A 20,475-nucleotide genomic window follows, 5' to 3' on the forward strand; every position below is an offset into this window, starting at 1 on the left:
CAGCCGGATCTTCGTCAGAACTACCTCGCACCCTGGTTCGCAACGGCCGCAGCTCCCGCCGCGGCGGCTACCGGGTCGAGATAGGTGCCGCCAGGGTTCAGCGGCCTCAGGTTCTCGTCGAGGTCGTAGCGCAGCGGGATGCCCGTCGGAATGTTCAGGCCTGCGATGTCTTCGTCGGAGATGCCCTCGAGGTGCTTGACCAGCGCACGCAACGAGTTGCCGTGGGCGGTGATCAGGACGGTCTTGCCGGCCCGGAGGTCGGCGGCGATGGTCTCCTCCCAATACGGGATCAGGCGCTTGACCACGTCGAGCAGGCACTCGGTCAGCGGAACCTCCGGCAGGTCCGCGTACCGCGGATCCGCGTCCTGGCTGTACTCGCTGCCGGCCTCGATGGGCGGCGGTGGGGTGTCGTAGCTGCGGCGCCACAGCATGAACTGCTCCTCGCCGAACTCCGCCTTGGTCTGGGCCTTGTTCTTGCCCTGCAGGGCGCCGTAGTGGCGCTCGTTGAGGCGCCAGTCGCGCACGACCGGGATCCAGTGACGGTCGCACGCGTCGAGCGCGAGGTTCGCGGTGCTGATCGCGCGGCGCAGCAGCGACGTGTAGAGAACGTCCGGGAGCAGGTTGTGTTCGGCAAGCAGTTCACCGGCACGCTTGCCCTCGGCCATGCCCTTGTCGGTGAGATGCACGTCCACCCAGCCGGTGAACAGGTTCAGCGCGTTCCATTCGCTCTCGCCGTGGCGGAGCAGCACGAGTGTTCCGGTACTCATGCCGTCAATCCTGGCATGACACGTAATCGGGTGGTCGCGCGAGCCTTTGGGCGCCCCCGTCGGCGGGGACACTCGGTACGGAAACAGCTCGGCCGGCCGACTTTGCTCGACGGCGGTTGGCGTCATTTGCGTGCCGATCGAGAGTAGTCATTGAAACTCTTGCGTCCGCGTTCATACCGTGGGTGGAGTCATCCCGCGATTGGAATGACGTCCCCGTCGAACGGAGAACTCTCGATGGCTGACGTGAGCCAGGCGACCTACGACGTGCTGCGGGCGCACGGTCTGACGACGATCTTCGGCAATCCCGGATCCAACGAACTGCCCTTCCTCGCCGGCATGCCCGACGACTTCCGCTACGTCCTGGGCTTACATGAGGGCGCTGTGCTGGGGATGGCGGATGGCTTCGCGCAAGCGCGGCGCGGCGCGGCGTTCGTCAACCTGCACGCGGCTGCGGGCACCGGCAACGCGATGGGTCCGCTCACCAACTCGGTGTACGCGCACAGCCCACTGATCATCACGGCGGGCCAGCAAGTTCGCTCGACGATCGGTCAGGAGGTGATGCTCGCCAACGTCGACGCTCCGACCCTCCCGAAACCGCTCGTGAAGTGGTCGAGCGAACCGGCGTGCGCGCAGGACGTGCCCCGGACCTTCAGCCAGGCCATTCATATCGCGAACCTGCCCGCCAGGGGGCCGGTGTACGTGTCGGTGCCCTACGACGACTGGGGACAGGAAGCCCCCGCCGAGACCCGGCACCTGGTAGAGCGCACCACGGCGCCGGCCAACTCATTGAGCTCCGATCAACTCGGGGCCCTCGCCGAGGCCCTCGACCGTGCCCAGCACCCCGTCCTGGTCCTCGGCTCCGAGGTGGACGCCGAGGGCGCCAATGACGAGGCCGTTCGCCTCGCGGACGCCCTGAACGCGCCGGTGTGGATCGCACCATTGCCGTCGAGGTGCCCGTTCCCCACCCGCCACCGCAGCTTCCGGGGCGTACTGCCGGCCGCCGTTCAGGAGCTGACCGACGCGCTCGCCGGGCACGACCTGATTCTCGTCGTCGGCGCCGCCGTCTTCCGGTACCACCAGTTCGTGCCCGGTGAGTACCTGCCTGAGGGAGCCCGGTTGATCCACCTGACCAGCGATCCGAGCGAGGCGGCCCGGGCGCCGATGGGCGACGCTTGGGTCGCGGGTGTACGCGACTCCCTGACCCGTCTCGCCGATGCCGTGACACCGGGACGTCGGCCGGCACTCCCGCCGCTTCCCGACATCGCGCCGCCTCGAACGTCACCGGAGGCCGTTCACCCGGAACAGCTGTTCGCGCTGCTGCGCGAGAGTGCTCCCGACGACGTGGTTTACGTAAAAGAGTCGACATCGACGATCGCGGCCTTCTGGTCTCAGGTGGACCTGTCCCGGCCGAACAGCTACTTCTTCCCCGCGTCCGGGGGTCTCGGGTGGGGACTTCCCGCCGCGGTCGGCGCCCAGCTGGCACTCCCCGACCGCCGCGTGGTCGGCCTGATCGGGGACGGATCCGCCAATTACGGGATTACGGCGCTGTGGACTGCCGCTCGCTACCAAATACCGGTCATCGTCGTGATCCTGAAGAACGGCACGTATGGCGTCCTGCGGTGGTTCGCGCGGGTTCTCGATGCCGGGGAAACCCCGGGGTTGGACGTCCCAGGGATCGACTTCACGGCCATCGCGTCCGGCTACGGGGTCACGGCGACCGCGGTTCGCACACCCACCGCTTTCGTCGCCGCGTTCGAGAAAGCGCTGGCCGGCAACAGCCCGGCCGTGATCGAGGTCGAGACGGCTGTCACCGAACCCTGAACCGCACGCCTCGGCTACCGAGGCGTGCCCTATGACCCCTCGCCCTATGACCCCTCGGACACCTTGTCCGGCCCGTCGGCGCCGTTCTCCTCGACAGAGTCGTTCTCCTCGACAAGGTCGTTCTCCTCGACCAGGTGCTTGAACGGCTGCAGGTTCGCCAAGGATTCACCTCGGGATACGCGCCACTCCCATTCCCGCTTGATCGACGACGCAAAGCCCAGTTCGAGCAGCACGTTGAAGTCTCCGTCGGAGGCCTCGAGCACCTGGCCGAGCACACGATCGAGCTCCTCACCGGTCACCGCGTGCGACGGGATCCGCCCGGTCAGGTAGACGTCACCGATCTTGTCGAGGGTGTAGTGGACGCCGTACAGCCGGCGATTGCGGCGCAGCAAGTACTTGTAGACGCCCTCGAAGTTCTCGTCCGGCTTGCGGCACACGAACGCCTCGACACGTACGCCGTGGTTGCCGACGGTGAGCAGCGCCGTCGTCGCGAGCTTGTGCTCGCCGGGCAACTCCACGACGAACTGGTTCTCACCCCTGCGGGTGTAGTCGAGCTCGCGGTCCTTCAGCGCGCCGTCGATGACATCCGCGACGACACCCGGGCTTCGATCCGATTCACTCATACCCGCACCCCACCCTGTTGGATATTCTTCCGGCGCAGCCTCCACAGCCCCCGCGACCGCGGGGAGAACTCGCCGGCTTCCGACATCCGTAGATACTTCGCGCTCGCGGCCCGATAGCTGTCGAGCAACCCGTCGGCGGTGTGTTGCCACGAGAAGTTCTCCGCGTGCCGCGGCGCCCTGGCCGACAGTTCGTCGAGCCGGTCCGGCGTCGTCAGGAGCGACTGCAGCGCCGATGCCCAATCGTCGATACGGTGCCCCTGCACGAGCAACCCGGTCCGTCCGTCTTGCACAGCTGTACCGAGTCCCCCGACGTCGGCTGCGACGACGGGGGTTCCGCATGCCTGAGCCTCGATCGCGACCAGGCCGAACGACTCCGAATAGCTGGGTACCGCAACCAGATCCGATGCACAGTAGACGGTTGCCAACTTCTCGGGCGGCTGTGGGGGCAGGAAAGTCACCCGTGCCGTGATTCCCAGCGCCGCTGCGAGCTCGATCAGCGAATCGGGCCTCTCGAGGCCCGTGCCGGACGGCCCGCCGACGACCAGCACCCGCAACGGTAAGTCCGCTTCGCGAGCCATCACCTCGGCCGCGGCCCGCAGCAGGACGTCGGGTGCCTTGAGCGGCTGGATCCGTCCGACGAACGTCACGATCGTCTCGGACGGGTCCAGTCCGAGAGCGACCCGCGCCGCGCAGCGGTCTCCGGGCCGATAGCACTCGAGGTCGGCGCCCGGGGCGACGACGTCGACGTTGTCCGCGCACGCCCCGTAGATCGAAGTGAGCTGGGCGGCCTCCTCGGCGGTGTTGGCCGTGAGCCGGTCGGCCTCCGCGACCACCTGCTGCTCACCGATCCGACGGGCCGCCGGCTCCGGCGTGTCGCCGTCGGCGAGGGAGGCGTTCTTCACCGCCGCGAGAGTGTGCGCGGTGTGGACCAGGGGTACACCCCACCGGTCCCGTGCAAGCCAGCCCACTTGGCCCGACAGCCAGTAGTGCGAGTGCACGAGGTCGTAGTAGCCGGGCTCGTGCCGCACCTCTTCACGCAACACCCCCGCCGCGAACGCGCACAGCTGCGTCGGTAGCGCGTGCTTGTCGAGGCCCTCGTACGGACCGGCCGCGACATTGCGGACACGGACACCGGGCGCGGCCTCCTGCACCACCGGATCGTCCGACGAGGTCGCCCGGGTGAAGATGTCGACCTCCACATTGCGGCGCGCAAGTTGGATCGCGGTCTGCAACACGTACACGTTCATTCCGCCCGCGTCGCCTGTGCCTGGCTGGGCGAGCGGCGAGGTGTGTACGGAGAGGACGGCGACCCGTCGGGGCTCCGCGCTGTGCTTGGGTGTCACGGGTCCATAGTGCCCTGTCGTGCTGCCGTGGGGTAATTGCACCTGCAACCACGCCACGGAACCCCGCGCCCTCCCGGTACGACGACCTTCCCCGTACACCGTCGGGCCCGTATGTGAACATTCAACTCATGAGCGTTCTGGTTTGCTTCCATGCACATCCCGACGACGAGGTATTCCTGACGGGCGGAGTAATGCGGCAGGCCGCCGATGCCGGCCACCGCGTCGTCGTGGTCACCGCGACCGACGGCGCACTCGGCCAGGTACCGGACGGGCTGCTCACTGACGATGAGACCCTCGCGCAGCGTCGCCGCCGTGAACTGGAGGCGTCGACGAGCGCCTTGGGCGCGCACCGATTGGTGATGCTGCACTACGCCGATTCCGGCATGGCTGGGACGGCGGACAACGAGAATCCGGACGCATTCTGCAACATCGACGTCGAGACTGCCGCGGCCCGGCTCGCGGAGATCCTCGCCGAGGAGTCCGCGGACGTCCTGACGATCTACGACCCCAACGGGGGCTACGGACATCCCGACCACATTCAGGTGCACCGCGTGGGGGTGCGCGCGGCCGAATTGGCGAACGTGCCACACGTGTACGAGGCCACGATCAATCGCGACCACATTCGTGGGCTGACACAGTCCAACCCCGAGTGGGCCGCGACGGATTTCGACACGTTCGGACTGCCCGACTCGGAGGTCACGACGGTCGTCGACGTGAGCACGGTGCTCGCGGCGAAGCGGGCGGCGATGTTCGCGTACGAGACACAGATAGGCGACTTCGGACCGTTTCTGCACATGCCCGGGGAACAGCTGCAGGCCGCGTTCGGCCGGGAGTGGTTCCGACGCCACGGCGCACCGGCGGGAGCGACGGAGACCGCCCTCCCGCTGGAGGGTGTGAGCGCCTCAGACCGAGGCGGCAGCGCGGATCGCGCCGTCGAGCACGGTCAGGGCGTCCTCGAGGAGGTTGTCGCCGATCACTAGTGGCGGCAGCAGGCGGATCACATTGCCGTAGGTGCCGCAGGTCAGCAAGAGGACACCCTGTTCGAGGGCGCGCGCCACGACGACCCTCGTGAGGTCGGCGTCCGGTTCGGTAGTGCCCGGCACAACGAGTTCGATCGCGATCATGGCTCCACGACCGCGGACGTCACCGACTGCGGGAACCTCCTCGGCGAGGGCCTGCAGCCGGCTCGTCGCGAGCTCACCGATCCGGCGGGCGCGGGCCGGCAAGTCGAACTCGCGCATCGTCGCGAGTGAGGCAAGGGCAGCAGCGCAGGCGACCGGGTTGCCACCGTAGGTGCCGCCCAAGCCACCGGGGTGCACCTTGTCGAGCAGATCGGCGCGGCCGGTGATTGCCGACAGCGGCAGGCCGGCCGCGATGCCCTTGGCCATCGTGATGATGTCGGGAACGATCTGTTCGTCCTCGCACGCGAACCACGAACCCGTGCGGGCGAACCCGGTTTGGACCTCGTCGGCGATGAATACCACGCCGTTGCTACGCGCCCACGTGAGCAGGGTCGGGAGGAATCCCGATGCGGGAACGATGAATCCACCCTCACCCTGGATCGGCTCGATGATGACCGCCGCTACCGACTCTGCACCGACCTGCTTCTCGATCTGCGAGATCGCGCGGTGGGCGGCCTGCTCACCGGTGAGACCGGCCTCGTCACGGAACGGGTACGACATCGGCATCCGGTAGACCTCGGGAGCGAACGGGCCGAAGTTTCTCTTGTACGGCACAGACTTCGCGGTCAGCGCCATCGTCAGGTTGGTGCGGCCGTGATAGGCGTGGTCGAAGGCGATGACGGCGCCCCGCCCGGTCGCCAGGCGCGCCACCTTGATCGCGTTCTCGACGGCCTCCGCGCCAGAGTTGAAGAATGCGGTGCGCTTGTCGTGATTGCCGGGGGTGAGAGCGGCAAGCTGCTCGGCGACCTGCACGTAGCTCTCGTACGGGGTGACCATGAAGCACGTATGGGTGAACCGGCCGACCTGCTCGCGCACCGCAGCGGCCACCCGCGGATCCGATGCACCGACGCTGGTGACGGCGATCCCCGCGCCCATGTCGATCAGCGAGTTGCCGTCGACGTCGACGATCACACCACCGTCCGCGTCGGCGGCGTAGACGGGGACACTGGAACGGACACCGGCCGCGACCGCCGCGCGGCGGCGCGCAGCCAACTCGACGGACTTGGGGCCGGGCAGCTCGGTAACGAGTGCCCGCTCCTGGGGAAGGCGATAAGAGATGGTGCGCATGGGAGATGTCCTCCGAAAATGGCCCGATCAGTGCCGCTACCTCGTATGCCGCTAACTCGTATGCCGCTAACTCATATCGTGCTCTATCTTCCAGAATGGCAGTTACGAGCGCGCCCCGTTCACGATCCACGAGTCGCAGGACGCGGTTCACACCCGAACGGTCGCCTTCCGCATGGTCGCCAGCGGATTCGAGTACAGCGAGCTGAGCGAGACCACGCAGGCCGCGTGCTCCTGCACTCGCTTTCCGAACCTCGTGATGCGCGCGTCGGTGGTCCCGGCCCGCCCGCCGCGCGACAGGGCCTGCGCCACGTGAGGTGCAGCCTCGGGGTAGTCGGTGAACGCCTGCCCGCCGAGTGTGACCCGATCCGGGTTGAACAGGTCGCGTACCACCGCGACGGCACGTCCCAGAGTCTGCGCGCGCTCGGTGAGAATCTGCTGAGCGGCGGTCGATCCCGAGCGCGCCTCCCGGTACAGTGCCGCGATCGGCGGCAGCGTCGCAGTCGCCGGTAACACCCCGGCGCGCTGCGCCGCTCGCAGCACACCGCGATCGCCGACGGTCACCTCGAGACAGCCGGTGGCACCACATTCGCAAGGCACGTCCGAACCGGTCGACAGATGCGCGATCGAGCCGGGTCCGGCTGCCGGTGTATGCACCCTGCCGTCGAATGCGACTGCGACACCGACGGTTTCACGGGCGTAGAAGTACAGGTCGTTCCCTCGGGTCTCGGTGCTCTCCGTCCGTTGCGGGGCAAGCAGCAGCTCGGAGGCCGCCATCGCCTCCACCTGCCCGGCGACCGAGACGGGCAGCCCGAAGCCGGAACCGATTACCTCACCGACACGTGCACCGGTCCACCCGAGGCGCGCGTGGTCGACCACGCCGGCCACAGGATCGACACGGCCACCGAGCGCGACGCCCACCCACAGGGGCCGGCGGCGGTGCCAGCGGGCCACGAAGCGGCGCGCGCTCGCGGTGACCTTCGCGAGAGCGGAGTCCGAGTCTCCCGGTGGTGTCGGAAGGTCAACGCCACCGAGGATCCGCCCCCGTAGGTCCGAGACGATGACGCTCGTGGCGATCGCGCCGATGTGTATTCCGACGGTCAGGTACGGCTCATGGTTGACCTCGAACGGGATTCGGGGGCGCCCGGCAGCCCCGGAGACGGCGAGGTCCGGTCGCTCGCGAAGCAGCCCGGCGGACAGCATCGCGCTGACGTGACGGTTGACGGTTGCCGCACTCGCACCCGACATCCGGGCACCGTCGTCACGGTAGATCGGTCCGTGGACTGCGGCGGCTCGGAACACCGCAGCGGCCGGACCGTCGATGATACCCAGCGTGGGCGGCACGATGCGCGATCGGCTCGCGGGACGGGTTTGGGCAGTACCGGCTGGTCGAGCGGATCCGGTACGCACGGCCACGGACCCGGTCAGGGGTGCGTGTGGTGCTGCGATTGACATGGGATGTCCTTACCCCGCCCCGGCTGGGGACGGCTGTCGACGCGGTCGGGGAGGTGCTACCGATGGGATGCCGACACCGATGCGGACATCGGGTGATCACCGTCAAATGGGGTGTGAGCAGCGCAGAATCAGCAGCACATGGTGCGGCAAGGACAACAGAGTTCCCGCGGACGCGGCAGCCGGGAGCCCAACGCAGCGGTCACGTAGGTGACCCGCAGAGCGGACGTGGCGCCGGACGACATGACGATCAAGCTAGCACCTGCAATCCCGCCCATGCGCCCGTCCCCGGTCACACCGTCGTCCCGGCATACGATCAGGCCATGATCTTGTCACCGGACACTCGTGTCGCCGTCGTCACCGGAGCCAGCTCCGGGATCGGGGAAGCGACCGCCCGCACCCTCGCCAAGCAGGGGTTTCACGTCGTGCTCGGCGCCCGTCGCCTCGATCGCCTCGAGGCCATCGCCGCAAATATCGGCGGAACAGCGCTCGAACTCGATGTGACCGAAGAGGATTCGGTGGAGGCCTTCTGCACGGTCCTCCCCCGGGTCGACGTCCTCGTCAACAATGCCGGCGGAGCCATGGGGCTCGCACCCGTCAGCGAGGCGGACCTCGACGACTGGCGCTGGATGTGGGAGACGAACGTGCTCGGTACGCTCCGGATGACGAAGGCGCTGCTCCCCAGGCTCATCGAGTCCGGCGACGGTTTGATCGTCACGGTTACCTCGCTTGCGGCAGTCTCCGTCTACGACAACGGCGCGGGATACACCTCGGCCAAGCACGCGGAGGCGTTGCTGCACCGCACGCTGCGGGGTGAACTGCTCGGCAAGCCGGTCCGACTGACCGAGATCGCGCCGGGCGCGGTAGAGACCGAGTTCTCGCTGGTTCGGTTCAAGGGCGACCAGGAGCGGGCCACGCGGGTCTACGAGGGTATGACGCCTCTGGTCGCGCAGGACGTCGCAGAGATCATCGGGTTCGTCGCGTCCCGGCCGTCGCACGTGAACCTCGACCAGATCATTGTCAAGCCGCGTGACCAGGCCACCTCGGAGCGTTTCCACCGCACCACGGACTGACCTCGCCTCCTCATGATCGGTGCCGGCCAGTCGTGCGCGTCCTGAGTATCGGAGTCGGGCGCGCGGCCGGTCGCGGGGCGGCTGGATCGAACTCCGTCGCGACGGTCGGTACGAGATTCCGAACGCTCGGTCCACCCGGGTCCGGGTCGGGCAGGTCCACTCTGTCGGTCCCCCGTGCCGCAACCGGGGCCATCGGGTCCGCGACCCGCGCACGAACATCGGTGCTCGCGGCGCGGGCCGCGGCACCCACCGAGGCCGCGAGCCGGTCCGGCGTTGTCCGTGTGAACGCCGTCGGGTCGATCCACACCGACAGCACCACCCCGGCGGCATCGACGGTGACCCGGACCAGACCGTCCGGCGACTCGGCTTCCGCCGTGATACGCGACCTTTGGAGCGCTTCGTCTCGAAGTCCGTTGTCGACCATCGATCCCTCCCATTTCTCCCCTTTGCTGGGTTGGACGCGGGATGTTCCGGATCGGTTCCTACATCGGGCGGGTCTCAGTGAGCCATCTCGCGCGCTCTGATCGTGCCTAGGAGTTTTTCGATCTCCGCCGCGATCTGGGGCACCGATGCCGGCGAGACGACGATGTCGGCAGCATCCCTGAGCGCGTATCGTCCGTCGCCGCCGAAGTCGATCCAGTGCAGTCCGACACCGCCGGTACCGGGGCGGCTGTCGTAAGCGACACCGGCGAACGCGGTGATCTCACCAATTCCAGTGCGTGGACGCCGCAACAGTCCGAGCGCCTCGTCCCGTAGGCCGGTCGCTCCTGCCGAAACGAGCAGCGGTCCGCCGCCGGGCTGCAGATCGGTCCGCCGGAACCGGACCGGAGCACGGGATCCCGCGGGCATTGCCGGGAGGGCCGAGGCGATCGCCTCCGGGAGCTGAGCCGGCGCGGGACCGTGCACCATCACGTCGCCGCCGCTGTCGACGTCGGGTCCGGGCATCTGGATCGCGAGTGTTGCCAGGCCGCCGCGGATTGCTCCATGCATGCGGACCGCGACCGTGTCCTCCCGGCCGACGAAACCGGACACCTCGATCCGGATGTCGGGTTCGGCGAGCACCGTCAGGTGCCGATGCAGGGTCTCCGTGACGCGCGGAAGCCACGATGCCGCCGCGGCTTGCCGGAGACGGTCCAGATCTTCCTGGGTGTCGGCAGTCGGCCGGTAGCGCAGCGGGTACGGCAGGCGGTCACGACCGAGCTGTCGCCACAAGACCTCGAACTCGAGCCCGGTGAACTGCCAGGCCTTCGAATACTCCATGAAGGGGTAGACGCATCGGACCGGCGGACGGTTCCACCGGCCTGAGTGGCTCCGTCACGCGAGCGCCGACATCGACAGCCACGTCGGCCAATCGACGGCCCAGTCATAGATGTCTCCGTCCGCGGCGGACAGACCGATACGGGTTCCGGTGACCTCCACAGGATCGCCGTACATGGCCATGCCGAAGTACTCCTCGGCGTCCGAGAGCGAGAGGTTGATGCACCCGTTCGTCACGTTCGACGCCCCCTGGACCCCGATGGTCAAGGGGTTGGCGTGGATGAACTCGCCGTTGTTCGAGATACGAACCGCCCACCGCTCACGCACGTTCTCGTAGTAGGGCGGATTCGACATCACGAAGTCTTCGTGCTTCTCGGACACGACGTGGATGCCGCTGCGGGTGACGTTGCGGGCCTCGCTGCCTTCCCCGTAGCTGACCGGGATGTCCATGACCGTCGCACCGTCGCGGATCACCTGCATGCGATGGCTGGGGGCGTCGGCCTTCACGATCTGGCTGCGTCCGATCGTGAAGTCCAGCGACAGGTCGCTCGCCCCGTAGGCGCCGTCACCGAAGTCGAGACCATAGAGCTTGGCGTCCAGATCGACGGTGGTGCCGGGAACCCAGTAGTTCTGCGGACGCCAGTGCACGCGAGCTCCGTGATCGTCGGCCAGCCACGCCCACGACCCTGTCGTCGGCGGGTCGGTGGTGATGTGCAGCGCCTTCTCCACGGCAGCCTTGTCTGCGATCGGGCCGTCGAACTGCAGCATGATCGGGGCAGCGATACCCACGACCTGCCCGTCGCCGATGTTGGTGCGAACCGCCGTCGTGGTATCCGGATCGAGCGTGGTGAAGCTCCCGGACACCGGGACGGTCTTGCCGTCGCCGCCGACCGCTGTTCCCGACCAGGTGTACGTCGCTCCGTAGCCGAGCGGTTCGGTGATCGTGTAGGCCGTGCGGTCGGGCGCGAGCGCGCCTTGCACGACCTTGCCCGCCGCATTGGTTAGGGCGACGCTCTCGAGCACCCCCTGATTCACCCGGACCGAGATCGGATCGACGGGATTCACGTTCTGGGTATCGGCGCTCGGTGTCTCGACAACCTGCGCGACGGGCTCCACGGCCGCAGGGTCGACGCTTGCGAACCCCCCGGTCGCGCAGCCCGCCATGAGGGACAGCCCCACAAGCGCGGCCAGCACTGCCAACAGACGCACCCGACGCTTCCGAGAACCCTGATGACGCACGAATTCAACCGTACGCTCAGTGCATCAGCGGCTTTCGCTACGCAGGACGCGCGGTCCAGCTCGTTGCAGGTCCAGCCGCTGCAGATCCAACCTCAGCGAAGAGCGCCGCTCAGATCGAGCAACCAACCGTGACCGGCTCCGGTTCGAGACGCACCCCGAACGCTGCCTCGACGCCGTCGCGGACGTTGCGGGCCAACGAGACGAGGTCGCGCGTGCTCGCGCGCCCGCGGTTGGTCAACGCGAGCGTGTGCTTGGTGGACAGCCGGACCGGCGACTCGATGCCGGGATAGCCCCTGCCGAACCCGGCACGCTCGATGAGCCAACCAGCCGACAGCTTGGTGCCGGGGTTACCCGGGAACTGCGGGATCCTCGTGTCCGCACCGACCTTCGCCCTGATGGCGTCGAGCACCGGGGCCAGGCCCGCATCGGGTATCACCGGGTTGGTGAAGAACGACCCGGCACTCCAGGTGTCGTAGTCGTCGCCGTCGAGCACCATGCCCTTGCTGCGGCGTAGCGAGAGGACGGCGTCGCGAACCTCCGCTGTCGGGCGCCGCTCACCTTCCCGCGCACCCAACGCGACGGCGAGCTCGCGGTACGCGAGTGGCGCGCTCGCCCCGTCGGGGCGGACCGCCATCTCGACGGCCAGCACCACCGCGTCGCTGCGGTGTTTGAGGACACTGGTGCGGTAGCCGAGGCCCAGCTCGGACGGGTCGAGCCAACGCACCTCACCCGTGGCGCGGTCCAACAGCTGCACCCGGCGCAGCAAAGACCCCACCTCGACACCGTACGCACCGACGTTCTGCACGGGCGTCGCGCCGGTCGAGCCGGGGATGCCGGACAGGCATTCGAGCCCGCCGAGCCCGGCCGCGACGGTCTTGGCGACGACGTCGTCCCACACCGCCCCGGCCTGCGCGAGCACCGTGCCCGCGCCGAGTTCGACACCCGCGTCGGCGACGCCGACCACCACGCCGTCGAACCCGTCGTCCGAGATCACCAGGTTGGATCCGCCACCGAGGATCAGCGTCGGCACGCGCGCCTCGTCGAGCAGACGCACGACAGCGACGAGAACGTCGGTGGACGGGCATTCGGCCAGCACTGCAGCGGGACCGCCGAGCCGCAGGGTCGTCAGCCCGGACAGCGGCACACGCTCGGACAATTGCGCGCCGGTCTGCTCGAGGCGCCCGCGGATGAGTGGATCCAACACGTGAAAACGGTAGCGTGCGATTCATGGCCCGACGTATCGACCACTCCGCGCACTACCCTCATCCGGTCTCCACCGTGCACACTGCCCTCACCGACGAGCGGTATTGGCGGGCCTGGTTGCAGGAGGTCGGCGGGCCCGGCGCGAAGCTCGACGAGGTGACTGTGGGCGACGGCACGATCGACGTCGCGATGACCCAGTCCATCCCCGCCGAGCACCTGCCGTCGATGGTCACCAAGATCCGCCCGGGTGACCTGATCATCACCCGCACCGAATCGTGGCACGCGCTACAGGGTGACCATGCCGAAGGCACCTTTTCGGCTTTGGTCGACGGCACCCCCGGGCGACTACGCGGCACCATGTCCCTCACCGCAGACGCTGACGGATCGCTGCTGGTCATGGAGGGTGAAGTGGAGGTCAAGCTACCCATCTTCGGCGGCAAGATCGAGTCCGTCATTGCTGAACAGGTCATCGAACTCATCGAGGCCGAGAACAACTTCACCGCTCGCTGGACGGCGTCGATCTAGTCATTGCGTTCGCCGACGGCACCGCCATCGAACGGTAGCCTGCCCGTCATGGCCCGTCGCATGGACTACTCCGCCAGGTTCGAGCATCCTGCCGAGAAGGTGTATGCCGCGCTGAGCAACCGGGACTACTGGGAAGCGCGGGTGGAAGAGATGCGCAAGTACTCGGACAACCACATCGGATCCCTCGAGGTGACCGACGACGGGATCGATCTGGTGCTGCACCATGTGCTGCCGCGCAAGGACCTACCCGAGATCGCGCAAACCGTGATGAAGAAGGACCTGATCATCACCCGTCGGGAGACTTACACCAAGTTCGGGGAACCGGTGACCGGCACCTACGAGGCATCGGTCCCGGCCGGGCCGGGCAGCCTGACCGGGACCATGGAACTGTTCAGCACCGACACCGGCTGCACGCTCCGCACGTCGTCGGAGGCGAAAGTGTTCATCCCGTTCGTCGGCGGCAAACTCGAGCAACTGATGCTGACCAGTCTGGTCGACCTGTTCCAGTCCGAGGCCGAAGTCACCGCCGCCTGGCTCGCGGAGCAGTAGCACGCGTGGGCGAGGGCAGACACGAAGGCGTCACCTGCGGAACTGCAGGTATGAATCGGCTGCGGTAGCGGCGACTAGTCGCACACCCCCAGCGCGTGCGCGATGCGCTCCGCGACCTGCTGCGGTCGGCCATCACATTCGGCACGCAGTTCCTCGGGGTCGATCCGCCCGATCGCGACCCCGTCGCTGACGACCTCGTCGAACAGATCCTGGGCGATCCCACCGGCCGCGAGGTCCAGCGCGGTACACAGCGGCGTGGTGATGGGAAACGTTCCGGTTTGTTCGCAGTCCTCCGGTCGCAGTTCCCTGCGGTGGAGCGCGAGTCGGCGCGTGGGCGCAGGAGCGGACCGTGCCGTCGTCAGGTGAACGAAACTGGGATGCAGGTGACCGAGGCCGTGCAATTCGGCCGCGCTCTGGTGGGAGACCACCGCAGCGCCCTCGAACCACGCACACCACTTGGCGTACTCTTCGAGATCGCTGCGCGGGAATGAGGCGAGACGGAACAGATCCCGTTCGATCCGCAACCAGGACCCCTCGGCCAGGCGGCCGTCGATATCCTCGGCATTGCAGCCAAGACGGAGCGCCTGCCTGGTCGTGAAATAGCCCGCTTGCCTGAGCGCAAGACGACGCAGATCCTCCCCCACCTCGGGAGTGGGTTCGCGCCGCGGATCTCTCCAGCCCGCCATGAAGACACCCTACTGCGACATCGTGTCCTAGATCACAGTTTTTCGGACCGAGGTGTCCGTACCGAGTCCACATTCACAGAATCGGCTCAGAGTCTTCCGGCAGAATCGCTGACATGTCGGCACCAGTGAATGCGCCCCAGATGCCCAGTGCCCCCCGGCCAAAGCGTCGCAAGGCAGTCGTGATCTCGCTGATCGTGGTCGCGGCGCTCGTAGTTGCGCTGGTCGGCGTCGAACTGTTCTTCCGTAACCGCGCGACCAGCTGCATGGAGTCGCAGTTCCGGAACGACCTCGGCTCCGACGTGAGCGTCGGCCTCAGCTGGAAGCCGGTACTGCTGCAGATGGGCGGGAACATTCCCTACGTGACGATCAACAGCACCGGTCCGTCGTTCGGTCCGGCGCAGGGCATGGAGGTTCATGCCCGCGCCAACGACATTCAGGTCACCGACTCCCCGGACAGCAGCGGCACCATCGGCAGCTCGTGGGCCGACGTCAACTGGAGCACCGACGGCATCCTTGCGACCGTGCAGTCGCAACCGCTGGGCGGCCTCGTCGACTCGGTGACCACCAACCCCGAAACCGGCACTCTGATGTTCACCGTCGGTCCCGCGGGCATCGCCGATCTGACAGTGCGCCCGACGGTGCAGGACGGACAGGTGCAGGTCGAGACAGTCGGTGCCGCGATCCTCGGCTTCGGGTTACCGACCGCGCTCGTCGACGGGATCGTCCAGACACTCACCGACAGCCTGCAGCAGTACCCACTCGGGATGGTGCCGACGACGCTGGCCATCACCGACAACGCGGTCGGCCTGCACCTCGAGGGCGGTCAGTATGTGATGCCACCGCAGGACCCGAACGCACCGCAGCCCGAGTGCGGCATTTTCTGAGCGCGCCGAGTAGCGGGGAGCCTGTCAGGTACTGCGAAACCCATCGAGCACCGCGCTGGTTCGGGACAATCCCAGCCGGGTGGCGCCGGCGTCGATCATCGCGAGCGCGTCGTCCGCAGTGCGGATGCCGCCGCTCGCCTTGACGCCCAGCCGGCCGCCGACGGTCTGCGCCATGAGCCGCACCGCCTCGACGCTGGCGCCGCCCGCCGGGTGGAAGCCGGTCGACGTCTTCACGAAGTCGGCGCCTGCCCGCTCGGCGGCGCGGCACGTCTCGACTATCGCGTCATCGGACAGCACCGCCGATTCGATGATCACCTTGAGCACCGGCGTGTGCCCGATCGCCTCGCGGACGGTGAGGATGTCAGCGTGCACCGCGTTGTACTCACCGGCGACGGCGGCACCGACGTCGATCACCATGTCGACCTCGGCAGCGCCCTGGTCGACCGCGAGTCGAGCTTCCGCGCCCTTGATGAGCGAATGATGTTTGCCGGAAGGGAATCCGGCAACTGTCGCGAGTACCGGTCCTGATGGGTCGCCGGTGGTGCGCAGAGGCAGCATCGACGGCGATACACACACCGCGTACACGCCCAGTTCGCGGGCCTCGTCGACGAGCACGCGCACGTCGGCGTCGGACGCAGCCGGATCGAGGAGGGTGTGGTCGATCATTGCAGCGACCTCGGAGCGATCCAGCTTGGTCTCGGACATGCCTCGTAGCTTGGCACAGCTCGCTAGCATCGGGCTGCATGAGCTCCGACGACACCGTGCGTGCACGCGAAGACGACACCGTGCGCGCCGAAGAGATCGCCGCGACGTTCGACGCGGCCGCCGCTGACTTCGACCGCGTGACGCCCGACGTGTGGGGGCCGGCGGGACAGTGCCTCGTGTTCCAGGCAGGGCTGCGTTCCGGGGACACCGTGCTCGACGTCGGCAGCGGTACCGGTGCGTCGGCGCTGCCCGCCGCGGTCGCGGTCGGCCCGACCGGTCAGGTGCATGCGATCGACCTCTCCGACGAGATGCTCGAACGCGGGCGAGTCAAGGCGTCGGAGCGAGCGCTGCTCAACATCGAGTTCGTCACCGCCGACGCGACGACGTGGGAGGCGCCGAGCTCGGTTCCCGACGCCGGCTACGACGCGGTGCTCAGTTCGTATTCGGTGTTCTTCCTACCGGAGATGGACGAGTCGTTCGCGCGCCTGCTCCGGTTGGTGCGTCCCGGCGGGACCGTCGGGGTCACCGCCTGGCGCGAGACGGCATTGCGCGAGTACGCCACCACCTTTCTCGACGCCCTCGGCCCGCACCTGCCCCAACCGCTGCCCGACCTCACCGCCCAAATGGAGCCCGCCCAGCGACTCGACACCCCGGACAAGCTGCGCGGGTGGCTCACGGCCGCGGGCACCGAGGCGGTCGAGGTGCGCGAGCTGTCGAACCTGATCCCGGCGACGGAGGAATTCTGTTGGAGCTTCGTGCTGGGCAGCGGCTTGCGCGCGACCCTCGCGGGTCTGGCTCCGGACGTCGTCGAGCAGGTGCGCACCGACTTCATGACGCTGATCATCGACCGTGGACTGCACACCATCGACGCGTCCACGCTCGTCGGTACGGCGAAAGTCGTGGGGTTCGGGGGACCTGACAAACTGAGGCAATGAGTTCAGCTACCTCGACTGACGACCGTCGTTACGTCCTGTCTCTGGGTTGCCCCGACCGGACCGGCATCGTGGCCCGAATCTCGGGGTTCCTCGCCGAGATCGGCGGTTGGATCGTCGAGGCCGCGTATCACGCGGACGCGGACACCGGATGGTTCTTCACCCGGCAGGCAGTGCGCGCATCGTCGATCAGCTTGAGCCTCGAGGAGATGCGCGAGAGGTTCGCGGCCGTCGCCGAGGAGTTGGGGCCCGAGGCCGAGTGGACGCTGACCGACACCGGGGAACGCAAGCGCATCGTGCTGCTCGTCAGCAAGGAGGGCCACTGCCTGCACGACATCCTCGGCCGCGTCTCGGCGGGCGAACTGCCGTGCGATGTTGCCGCGGTCATCGGCAACCACCAGGACCTCGAGCGGGTCGCGAAGCGGCACGGCGTCGACTTTCACTACGTGTCGTTCCCGAAGGACCCGGCCGAGCGAGGTCCCGCATTCGAGCAGGTCCGCAAGCTCGTCGACGCGCACGACCCGGACGCGGTGGTACTGGCCCGCTTCATGCAGGTGCTGCCCTCCGAGTTGTGCGATCACTGGGCCGGCCGCGCGATCAACATCCACCACAGCTTCCTGCCGTCATTCGTCGGCGCTCGCCCCTACCACCAGGCGTTCGCCCGCGGGGTCAAGCTGATCGGCGCAACATGCCACTACGTGACCGCCGAGCTCGATGCCGGTCCGATCATCGAGCAGGACGTCATCCGCGTCGACCACAACGACCAAGTCGCGGACATGGTCCGACAGGGGCGCGACATTGAGAAGCTGGTGCTGGCCCGTGGTCTGCGATGGCATCTGGAGGATCGCGTCCAGGTCCACGGCTCCAAGACCGTCGTCTTCAGCTGAGCACGCGTCTTCAGCTGACCAAGCCCCGGCAACGTGCGTCCTGGCGGGCTGCGCTGTCGGTTCAGGCCGTCATTTCAGGCTGCGAAGTCGCTCGACCTCGGCGTTGAAGTCGGTCACGGCCTCGACTGAGGTCATGTGCCCGATGCCGCGGAGGACGACGAGCCGTTCGAGGTTCTCGGCGTCGTCGAGCATCTGAGCGAGCCGTCGCGAGTGCGCGGGTGGGGTGAGCCGGTCGGCGGCACCCACCAGCACCGTCGTCGGCACCTGCAGGTTCTTCAGCCCATCCGTGATGTCGAGGCTGCTCAGCGCCGCACCCCAGCCGCCACGGGCGCGCGGGTGGCACTCGGTGAGGATGCGCGCGCAGAATGCGACCTCGGCGGGCGTCGAACCGGGCGCCATCGCTACGTACTTGATCGCGCGGGCGGTCACCGGGGACGCCGGCATCGGCATCGCCGACCCCAGGATGACGCGCCCGACCGGCACCGGGATCCGCGGAAACCGCTGCGGCAGCGGTATCACCCTGGTTTCCGCCACGAGGCTGTCGGTGCCTGTGCTCGCCAACAGCACCGAACTGGCGTACTGCTGCACTTGCTCCGGGTACTTGCCGGCCCACGCGACAATGCTCATGCCGCCCATGCTGTGCCCGACGATGGCCGCCTTCCGTCCGTCCCGTACGGTCCCGGCGAGGACGGCGGCCAGATCGTCGCCGAGGATGTCGGGGGCCAGCGGGGTGTCGCCCATCGCACTGCGCCCGTGTCCGCGCAGGTCGTAGGTGATCACCCGGTACTTCTCGGCGAACGCATTGACCTGTGGGTTCCAGTAGTCGGCCGAGCAGGCCCACCCGTGGCTGAAGACAATCGGATCCGCATCGGGGGAACCGTAGACACGAACATGCAGTTCGGTGCCGTCGGCGGAGACGACGGGAATTATCTCTGGTTCGAGCCGAGGAGTCGCGAACACGTCGTCCTGGTTCGACTGTGCCCCGGGCACTCCGGACCCTGGGACTCCGGACCCCGGGACTCCGGATACCGCCTTCCGTGGCCGGTCTGCCGCCATGGCGACAACAGCCGCACCGGCGACCAGACCTACCCCACCTGCTATGCCTGTCAACGCCCACAGTCCCTTGCGGGACTTCCGTTCGCTCACCGAGCCTCCCCTGTTCCCAGCCAAAACGCGTGGAGGACCTGAGTTGCCTCCAGTAACCACGAATCCGCGACCAGTACGCCCTCTCGGCCGTCGCAGCACTAGATGATGTGCGCCCGGCGCAGCAACACCTTCGACGGCCCACCGATCAGGCCGCACTCGTCGAGGAATTCGATCGTCTTGCGCGAGCCTTCACGGATCATCCGATGGTAGTGCTCGTTGTTCCGCACGGCCCGCTTGGCCTCCTCGACGTCAAGTCCCGCGGCGGCGTAGACCTGCTCGTTCACCAGGCACGTGACTACGAGGTACGCGCTTACACCGAGAACGAGACGCTGGTAGGCACGCTTCCCGCGGGACAGGTCCCGCACTCGCCGCACCGTCTCTTCGCGCGCGAACTTGATATGCCGGGCTTCCTCGACGACGTGAATCTTGCTGACGGTACGGATGATCGGTTGGACGCGCTCGTCCTTCATGAAGTCGCGCTGCATCATGTCGAGGATCTCCTCGACGAACAGCGTGCCGCCGTATGCGAGGGAACCCGACGCGGTGGCCTTGAAGAGGCGTGCGTACTGCAGGATCCAGGTCTTCGGCCGGTAGGACGGAATTCCCAACCGCTGCGCCGAGCGCGCGAACATCGTCGAGTGCCGGCATTCGTCGGCGATCTCGGTGAGTGCGAACTGCACGTGCGGTGTGGACGGGTCGTGAGAGTAGATGTCACGCAGCAGCATCTGCATGAGGATCATCTCGAACCAGATGCCGGCACCGGCGATGCTCGCGGCCTCGTGCTGGGTCAGCGTGATGCGCTGATCCTCGGTCATCCGATCCCACAGTTCGGTGCCGTACAGGCTGCACCACTCGGGGGTCATGCCGTACAAACCCTCGGGAATCGGGGCCTCCCAGTCGATCTCGACGAGCGGGTCGTACGACTTGCGGGCAGCCGATGCGAGCAGGCGGGTCGCGGTGTCCTGCCGGTCCCCGACTCGCATATGGCGGGACCCTGCAGACTCTCGGGACACTGCAGACTCGCTGGACGCTCCGCGACGTCCCCTCGGATCGGTGCTAAACATTGTCAACTCCTGCCCCGCTGGTTGCTCACGTACTGCTCACATACAAAGCGCGTTCTTGCAGGTCACCTGCCGA

20 protein-coding genes and 1 pseudogene are annotated in these 20,475 nt (G+C 67.6%); 8 read left to right on the top strand and 13 right to left on the bottom strand.

Annotation, left to right across the window (positions count from 1 at the left end; genetic code table 11):
• Positions 1 to 20: 20 nt before the first annotated feature.
• Positions 21 to 776: a phosphoglyceromutase gene (locus EF834_RS14285; RefSeq protein WP_206615296.1), complete on the bottom strand. Its 756-nt coding sequence runs from the start codon at positions 774 to 776 to the stop codon at positions 21 to 23.
• Between the two features lie 225 nt (positions 777 to 1,001).
• On the opposite strand from EF834_RS14285, the gene mdlC reads away from it, so the two are divergent.
• A complete protein-coding gene (mdlC, locus tag EF834_RS14290) occupies positions 1,002 to 2,588 on the top strand; it encodes a benzoylformate decarboxylase (protein ID WP_127947892.1) in 1,587 nt (528 codons plus the stop codon).
• A 44-nt stretch (positions 2,589 to 2,632) separates the two neighbouring features.
• Here mdlC and EF834_RS14295 read toward each other — a convergent pair whose 3' ends face one another.
• Positions 2,633 to 3,211, bottom strand: coding sequence for a type III secretion system chaperone family protein (locus EF834_RS14295; protein ID WP_127947893.1), 579 nt, complete (start codon positions 3,209 to 3,211; stop codon positions 2,633 to 2,635).
• Positions 3,208 to 4,554: a D-inositol-3-phosphate glycosyltransferase gene (gene mshA / locus EF834_RS14300; RefSeq protein ID WP_127947894.1), complete on the bottom strand. Its 1,347-nt coding sequence runs from the start codon at positions 4,552 to 4,554 to the stop codon at positions 3,208 to 3,210. Before mshA ends, EF834_RS14295 begins: the two co-directional genes overlap by 4 nt.
• Positions 4,555 to 4,682: 128 nt before the next feature.
• Between mshA and EF834_RS14305 the strand changes: the two are divergent.
• Positions 4,683 to 5,441 (top strand): annotated as a pseudogene (locus EF834_RS14305) (PIG-L family deacetylase); the annotation flags it as partial.
• A gap of 15 nt (positions 5,442 to 5,456) precedes the next feature.
• Here the strand turns inward: EF834_RS14305 and gabT are convergent.
• Positions 5,457 to 6,803: a 4-aminobutyrate--2-oxoglutarate transaminase gene (gene gabT, locus EF834_RS14310; RefSeq protein ID WP_127947896.1), complete on the bottom strand. Its 1,347-nt coding sequence runs from the start codon at positions 6,801 to 6,803 to the stop codon at positions 5,457 to 5,459.
• A gap of 147 nt (positions 6,804 to 6,950) precedes the next feature.
• Entirely contained in the window at positions 6,951 to 8,255 is a 1,305-nt protein-coding gene (locus EF834_RS14315; RefSeq protein WP_127947897.1) for an ROK family protein, read from the bottom strand.
• 320 nt (positions 8,256 to 8,575) lie between these two features.
• Between EF834_RS14315 and EF834_RS14320 the strand changes: the two genes are divergently transcribed.
• Complete coding sequence (locus EF834_RS14320; RefSeq protein ID WP_127947898.1) at positions 8,576 to 9,325, top strand: SDR family NAD(P)-dependent oxidoreductase; 750 nt, start codon at positions 8,576 to 8,578, stop codon at positions 9,323 to 9,325.
• A 10-nt stretch (positions 9,326 to 9,335) separates the two neighbouring features.
• Here the strand turns inward: EF834_RS14320 and EF834_RS14325 are convergent, their stop codons facing one another.
• The 4 genes from EF834_RS14325 to EF834_RS14340 form a co-directional block, all read right to left on the bottom strand.
• Complete coding sequence (locus EF834_RS14325; protein WP_127947899.1) at positions 9,336 to 9,749, bottom strand: YbaB/EbfC family nucleoid-associated protein; 414 nt, start codon at positions 9,747 to 9,749, stop codon at positions 9,336 to 9,338.
• A gap of 74 nt (positions 9,750 to 9,823) precedes the next feature.
• Entirely contained in the window at positions 9,824 to 10,585 is a 762-nt protein-coding gene (locus EF834_RS14330; protein WP_127947900.1) for an ESX secretion-associated protein EspG, read from the bottom strand.
• A 54-nt stretch (positions 10,586 to 10,639) separates the two neighbouring features.
• Positions 10,640 to 11,821 carry a L,D-transpeptidase gene (locus EF834_RS14335; RefSeq protein WP_127947901.1) on the bottom strand — a complete coding sequence of 394 codons (1,182 nt, stop codon included), beginning with the start codon at positions 11,819 to 11,821 and terminating at the stop codon, positions 10,640 to 10,642.
• A gap of 109 nt (positions 11,822 to 11,930) precedes the next feature.
• Positions 11,931 to 13,025 carry a UDP-N-acetylmuramate dehydrogenase gene (locus tag EF834_RS14340; protein ID WP_127947902.1) on the bottom strand — a complete coding sequence of 365 codons (1,095 nt, stop codon included), beginning with the start codon at positions 13,023 to 13,025 and terminating at the stop codon, positions 11,931 to 11,933.
• Positions 13,026 to 13,048: 23 nt separating this feature from the next.
• Here EF834_RS14340 and EF834_RS14345 point away from each other — a divergent pair, with 23 nt between their 5' ends.
• Both EF834_RS14345 and EF834_RS14350 read left to right on the top strand, forming a co-directional pair.
• Positions 13,049 to 13,549, top strand: a complete 501-nt coding sequence (locus EF834_RS14345; protein WP_127947903.1) for a DUF2505 domain-containing protein — start codon at positions 13,049 to 13,051, stop codon at positions 13,547 to 13,549.
• Positions 13,550 to 13,597: 48 nt separating this feature from the next.
• On the top strand, positions 13,598 to 14,098 hold the full coding sequence (locus EF834_RS14350; protein WP_127947904.1) for a DUF2505 domain-containing protein: 501 nt from the start codon (positions 13,598 to 13,600) through the stop codon (positions 14,096 to 14,098).
• Between the two features lie 74 nt (positions 14,099 to 14,172).
• On the opposite strand, the gene EF834_RS14355 is transcribed toward EF834_RS14350, so the two are convergent.
• On the bottom strand, positions 14,173 to 14,784 hold the full coding sequence (locus EF834_RS14355) for a type IV toxin-antitoxin system AbiEi family antitoxin domain-containing protein (RefSeq protein WP_127947905.1): 612 nt from the start codon (positions 14,782 to 14,784) through the stop codon (positions 14,173 to 14,175).
• Positions 14,785 to 14,924: 140 nt separating this feature from the next.
• Between EF834_RS14355 and EF834_RS14360 the strand changes: the two genes are divergently transcribed.
• A complete protein-coding gene (locus EF834_RS14360; RefSeq protein WP_127948129.1) occupies positions 14,925 to 15,668 on the top strand; it encodes an LmeA family phospholipid-binding protein in 744 nt (247 codons plus the stop codon).
• A gap of 24 nt (positions 15,669 to 15,692) precedes the next feature.
• On the opposite strand, the gene deoC is transcribed toward EF834_RS14360, so the two are convergent.
• Entirely contained in the window at positions 15,693 to 16,373 is a 681-nt protein-coding gene (deoC, locus tag EF834_RS14365) for a deoxyribose-phosphate aldolase (RefSeq protein WP_127947906.1), read from the bottom strand.
• 38 nt (positions 16,374 to 16,411) lie between these two features.
• Here deoC and EF834_RS14370 point away from each other — a divergent pair, with 38 nt between their 5' ends.
• A complete protein-coding gene (locus tag EF834_RS14370) occupies positions 16,412 to 17,308 on the top strand; it encodes a class I SAM-dependent methyltransferase (RefSeq protein WP_127947907.1) in 897 nt (298 codons plus the stop codon).
• Complete coding sequence (gene purU / locus EF834_RS14375) at positions 17,305 to 18,192, top strand: formyltetrahydrofolate deformylase (RefSeq protein ID WP_127947908.1); 888 nt, start codon at positions 17,305 to 17,307, stop codon at positions 18,190 to 18,192. The genes EF834_RS14370 and purU overlap by 4 nt, the downstream gene beginning before the upstream one ends.
• 69 nt (positions 18,193 to 18,261) lie before the next feature.
• On the opposite strand, the gene EF834_RS14380 is transcribed toward purU, so the two are convergent.
• A complete protein-coding gene (locus EF834_RS14380; RefSeq protein WP_127948130.1) occupies positions 18,262 to 19,248 on the bottom strand; it encodes an alpha/beta fold hydrolase in 987 nt (328 codons plus the stop codon).
• Positions 19,249 to 19,436: 188 nt separating this feature from the next.
• Positions 19,437 to 20,321 (bottom strand): AurF N-oxygenase family protein, encoded by an 885-nt coding sequence (locus EF834_RS14385; RefSeq protein ID WP_235871216.1) that lies wholly within the window; start codon positions 20,319 to 20,321, stop codon positions 19,437 to 19,439.
• Positions 20,322 to 20,475 lie beyond the last annotated feature (154 nt).

The sequence above is a fragment of the Rhodococcus spongiicola genome, from assembly GCF_004011835.1.
GTDB lineage: Bacteria > Actinomycetota > Actinomycetes > Mycobacteriales > Mycobacteriaceae > Prescottella > Prescottella spongiicola.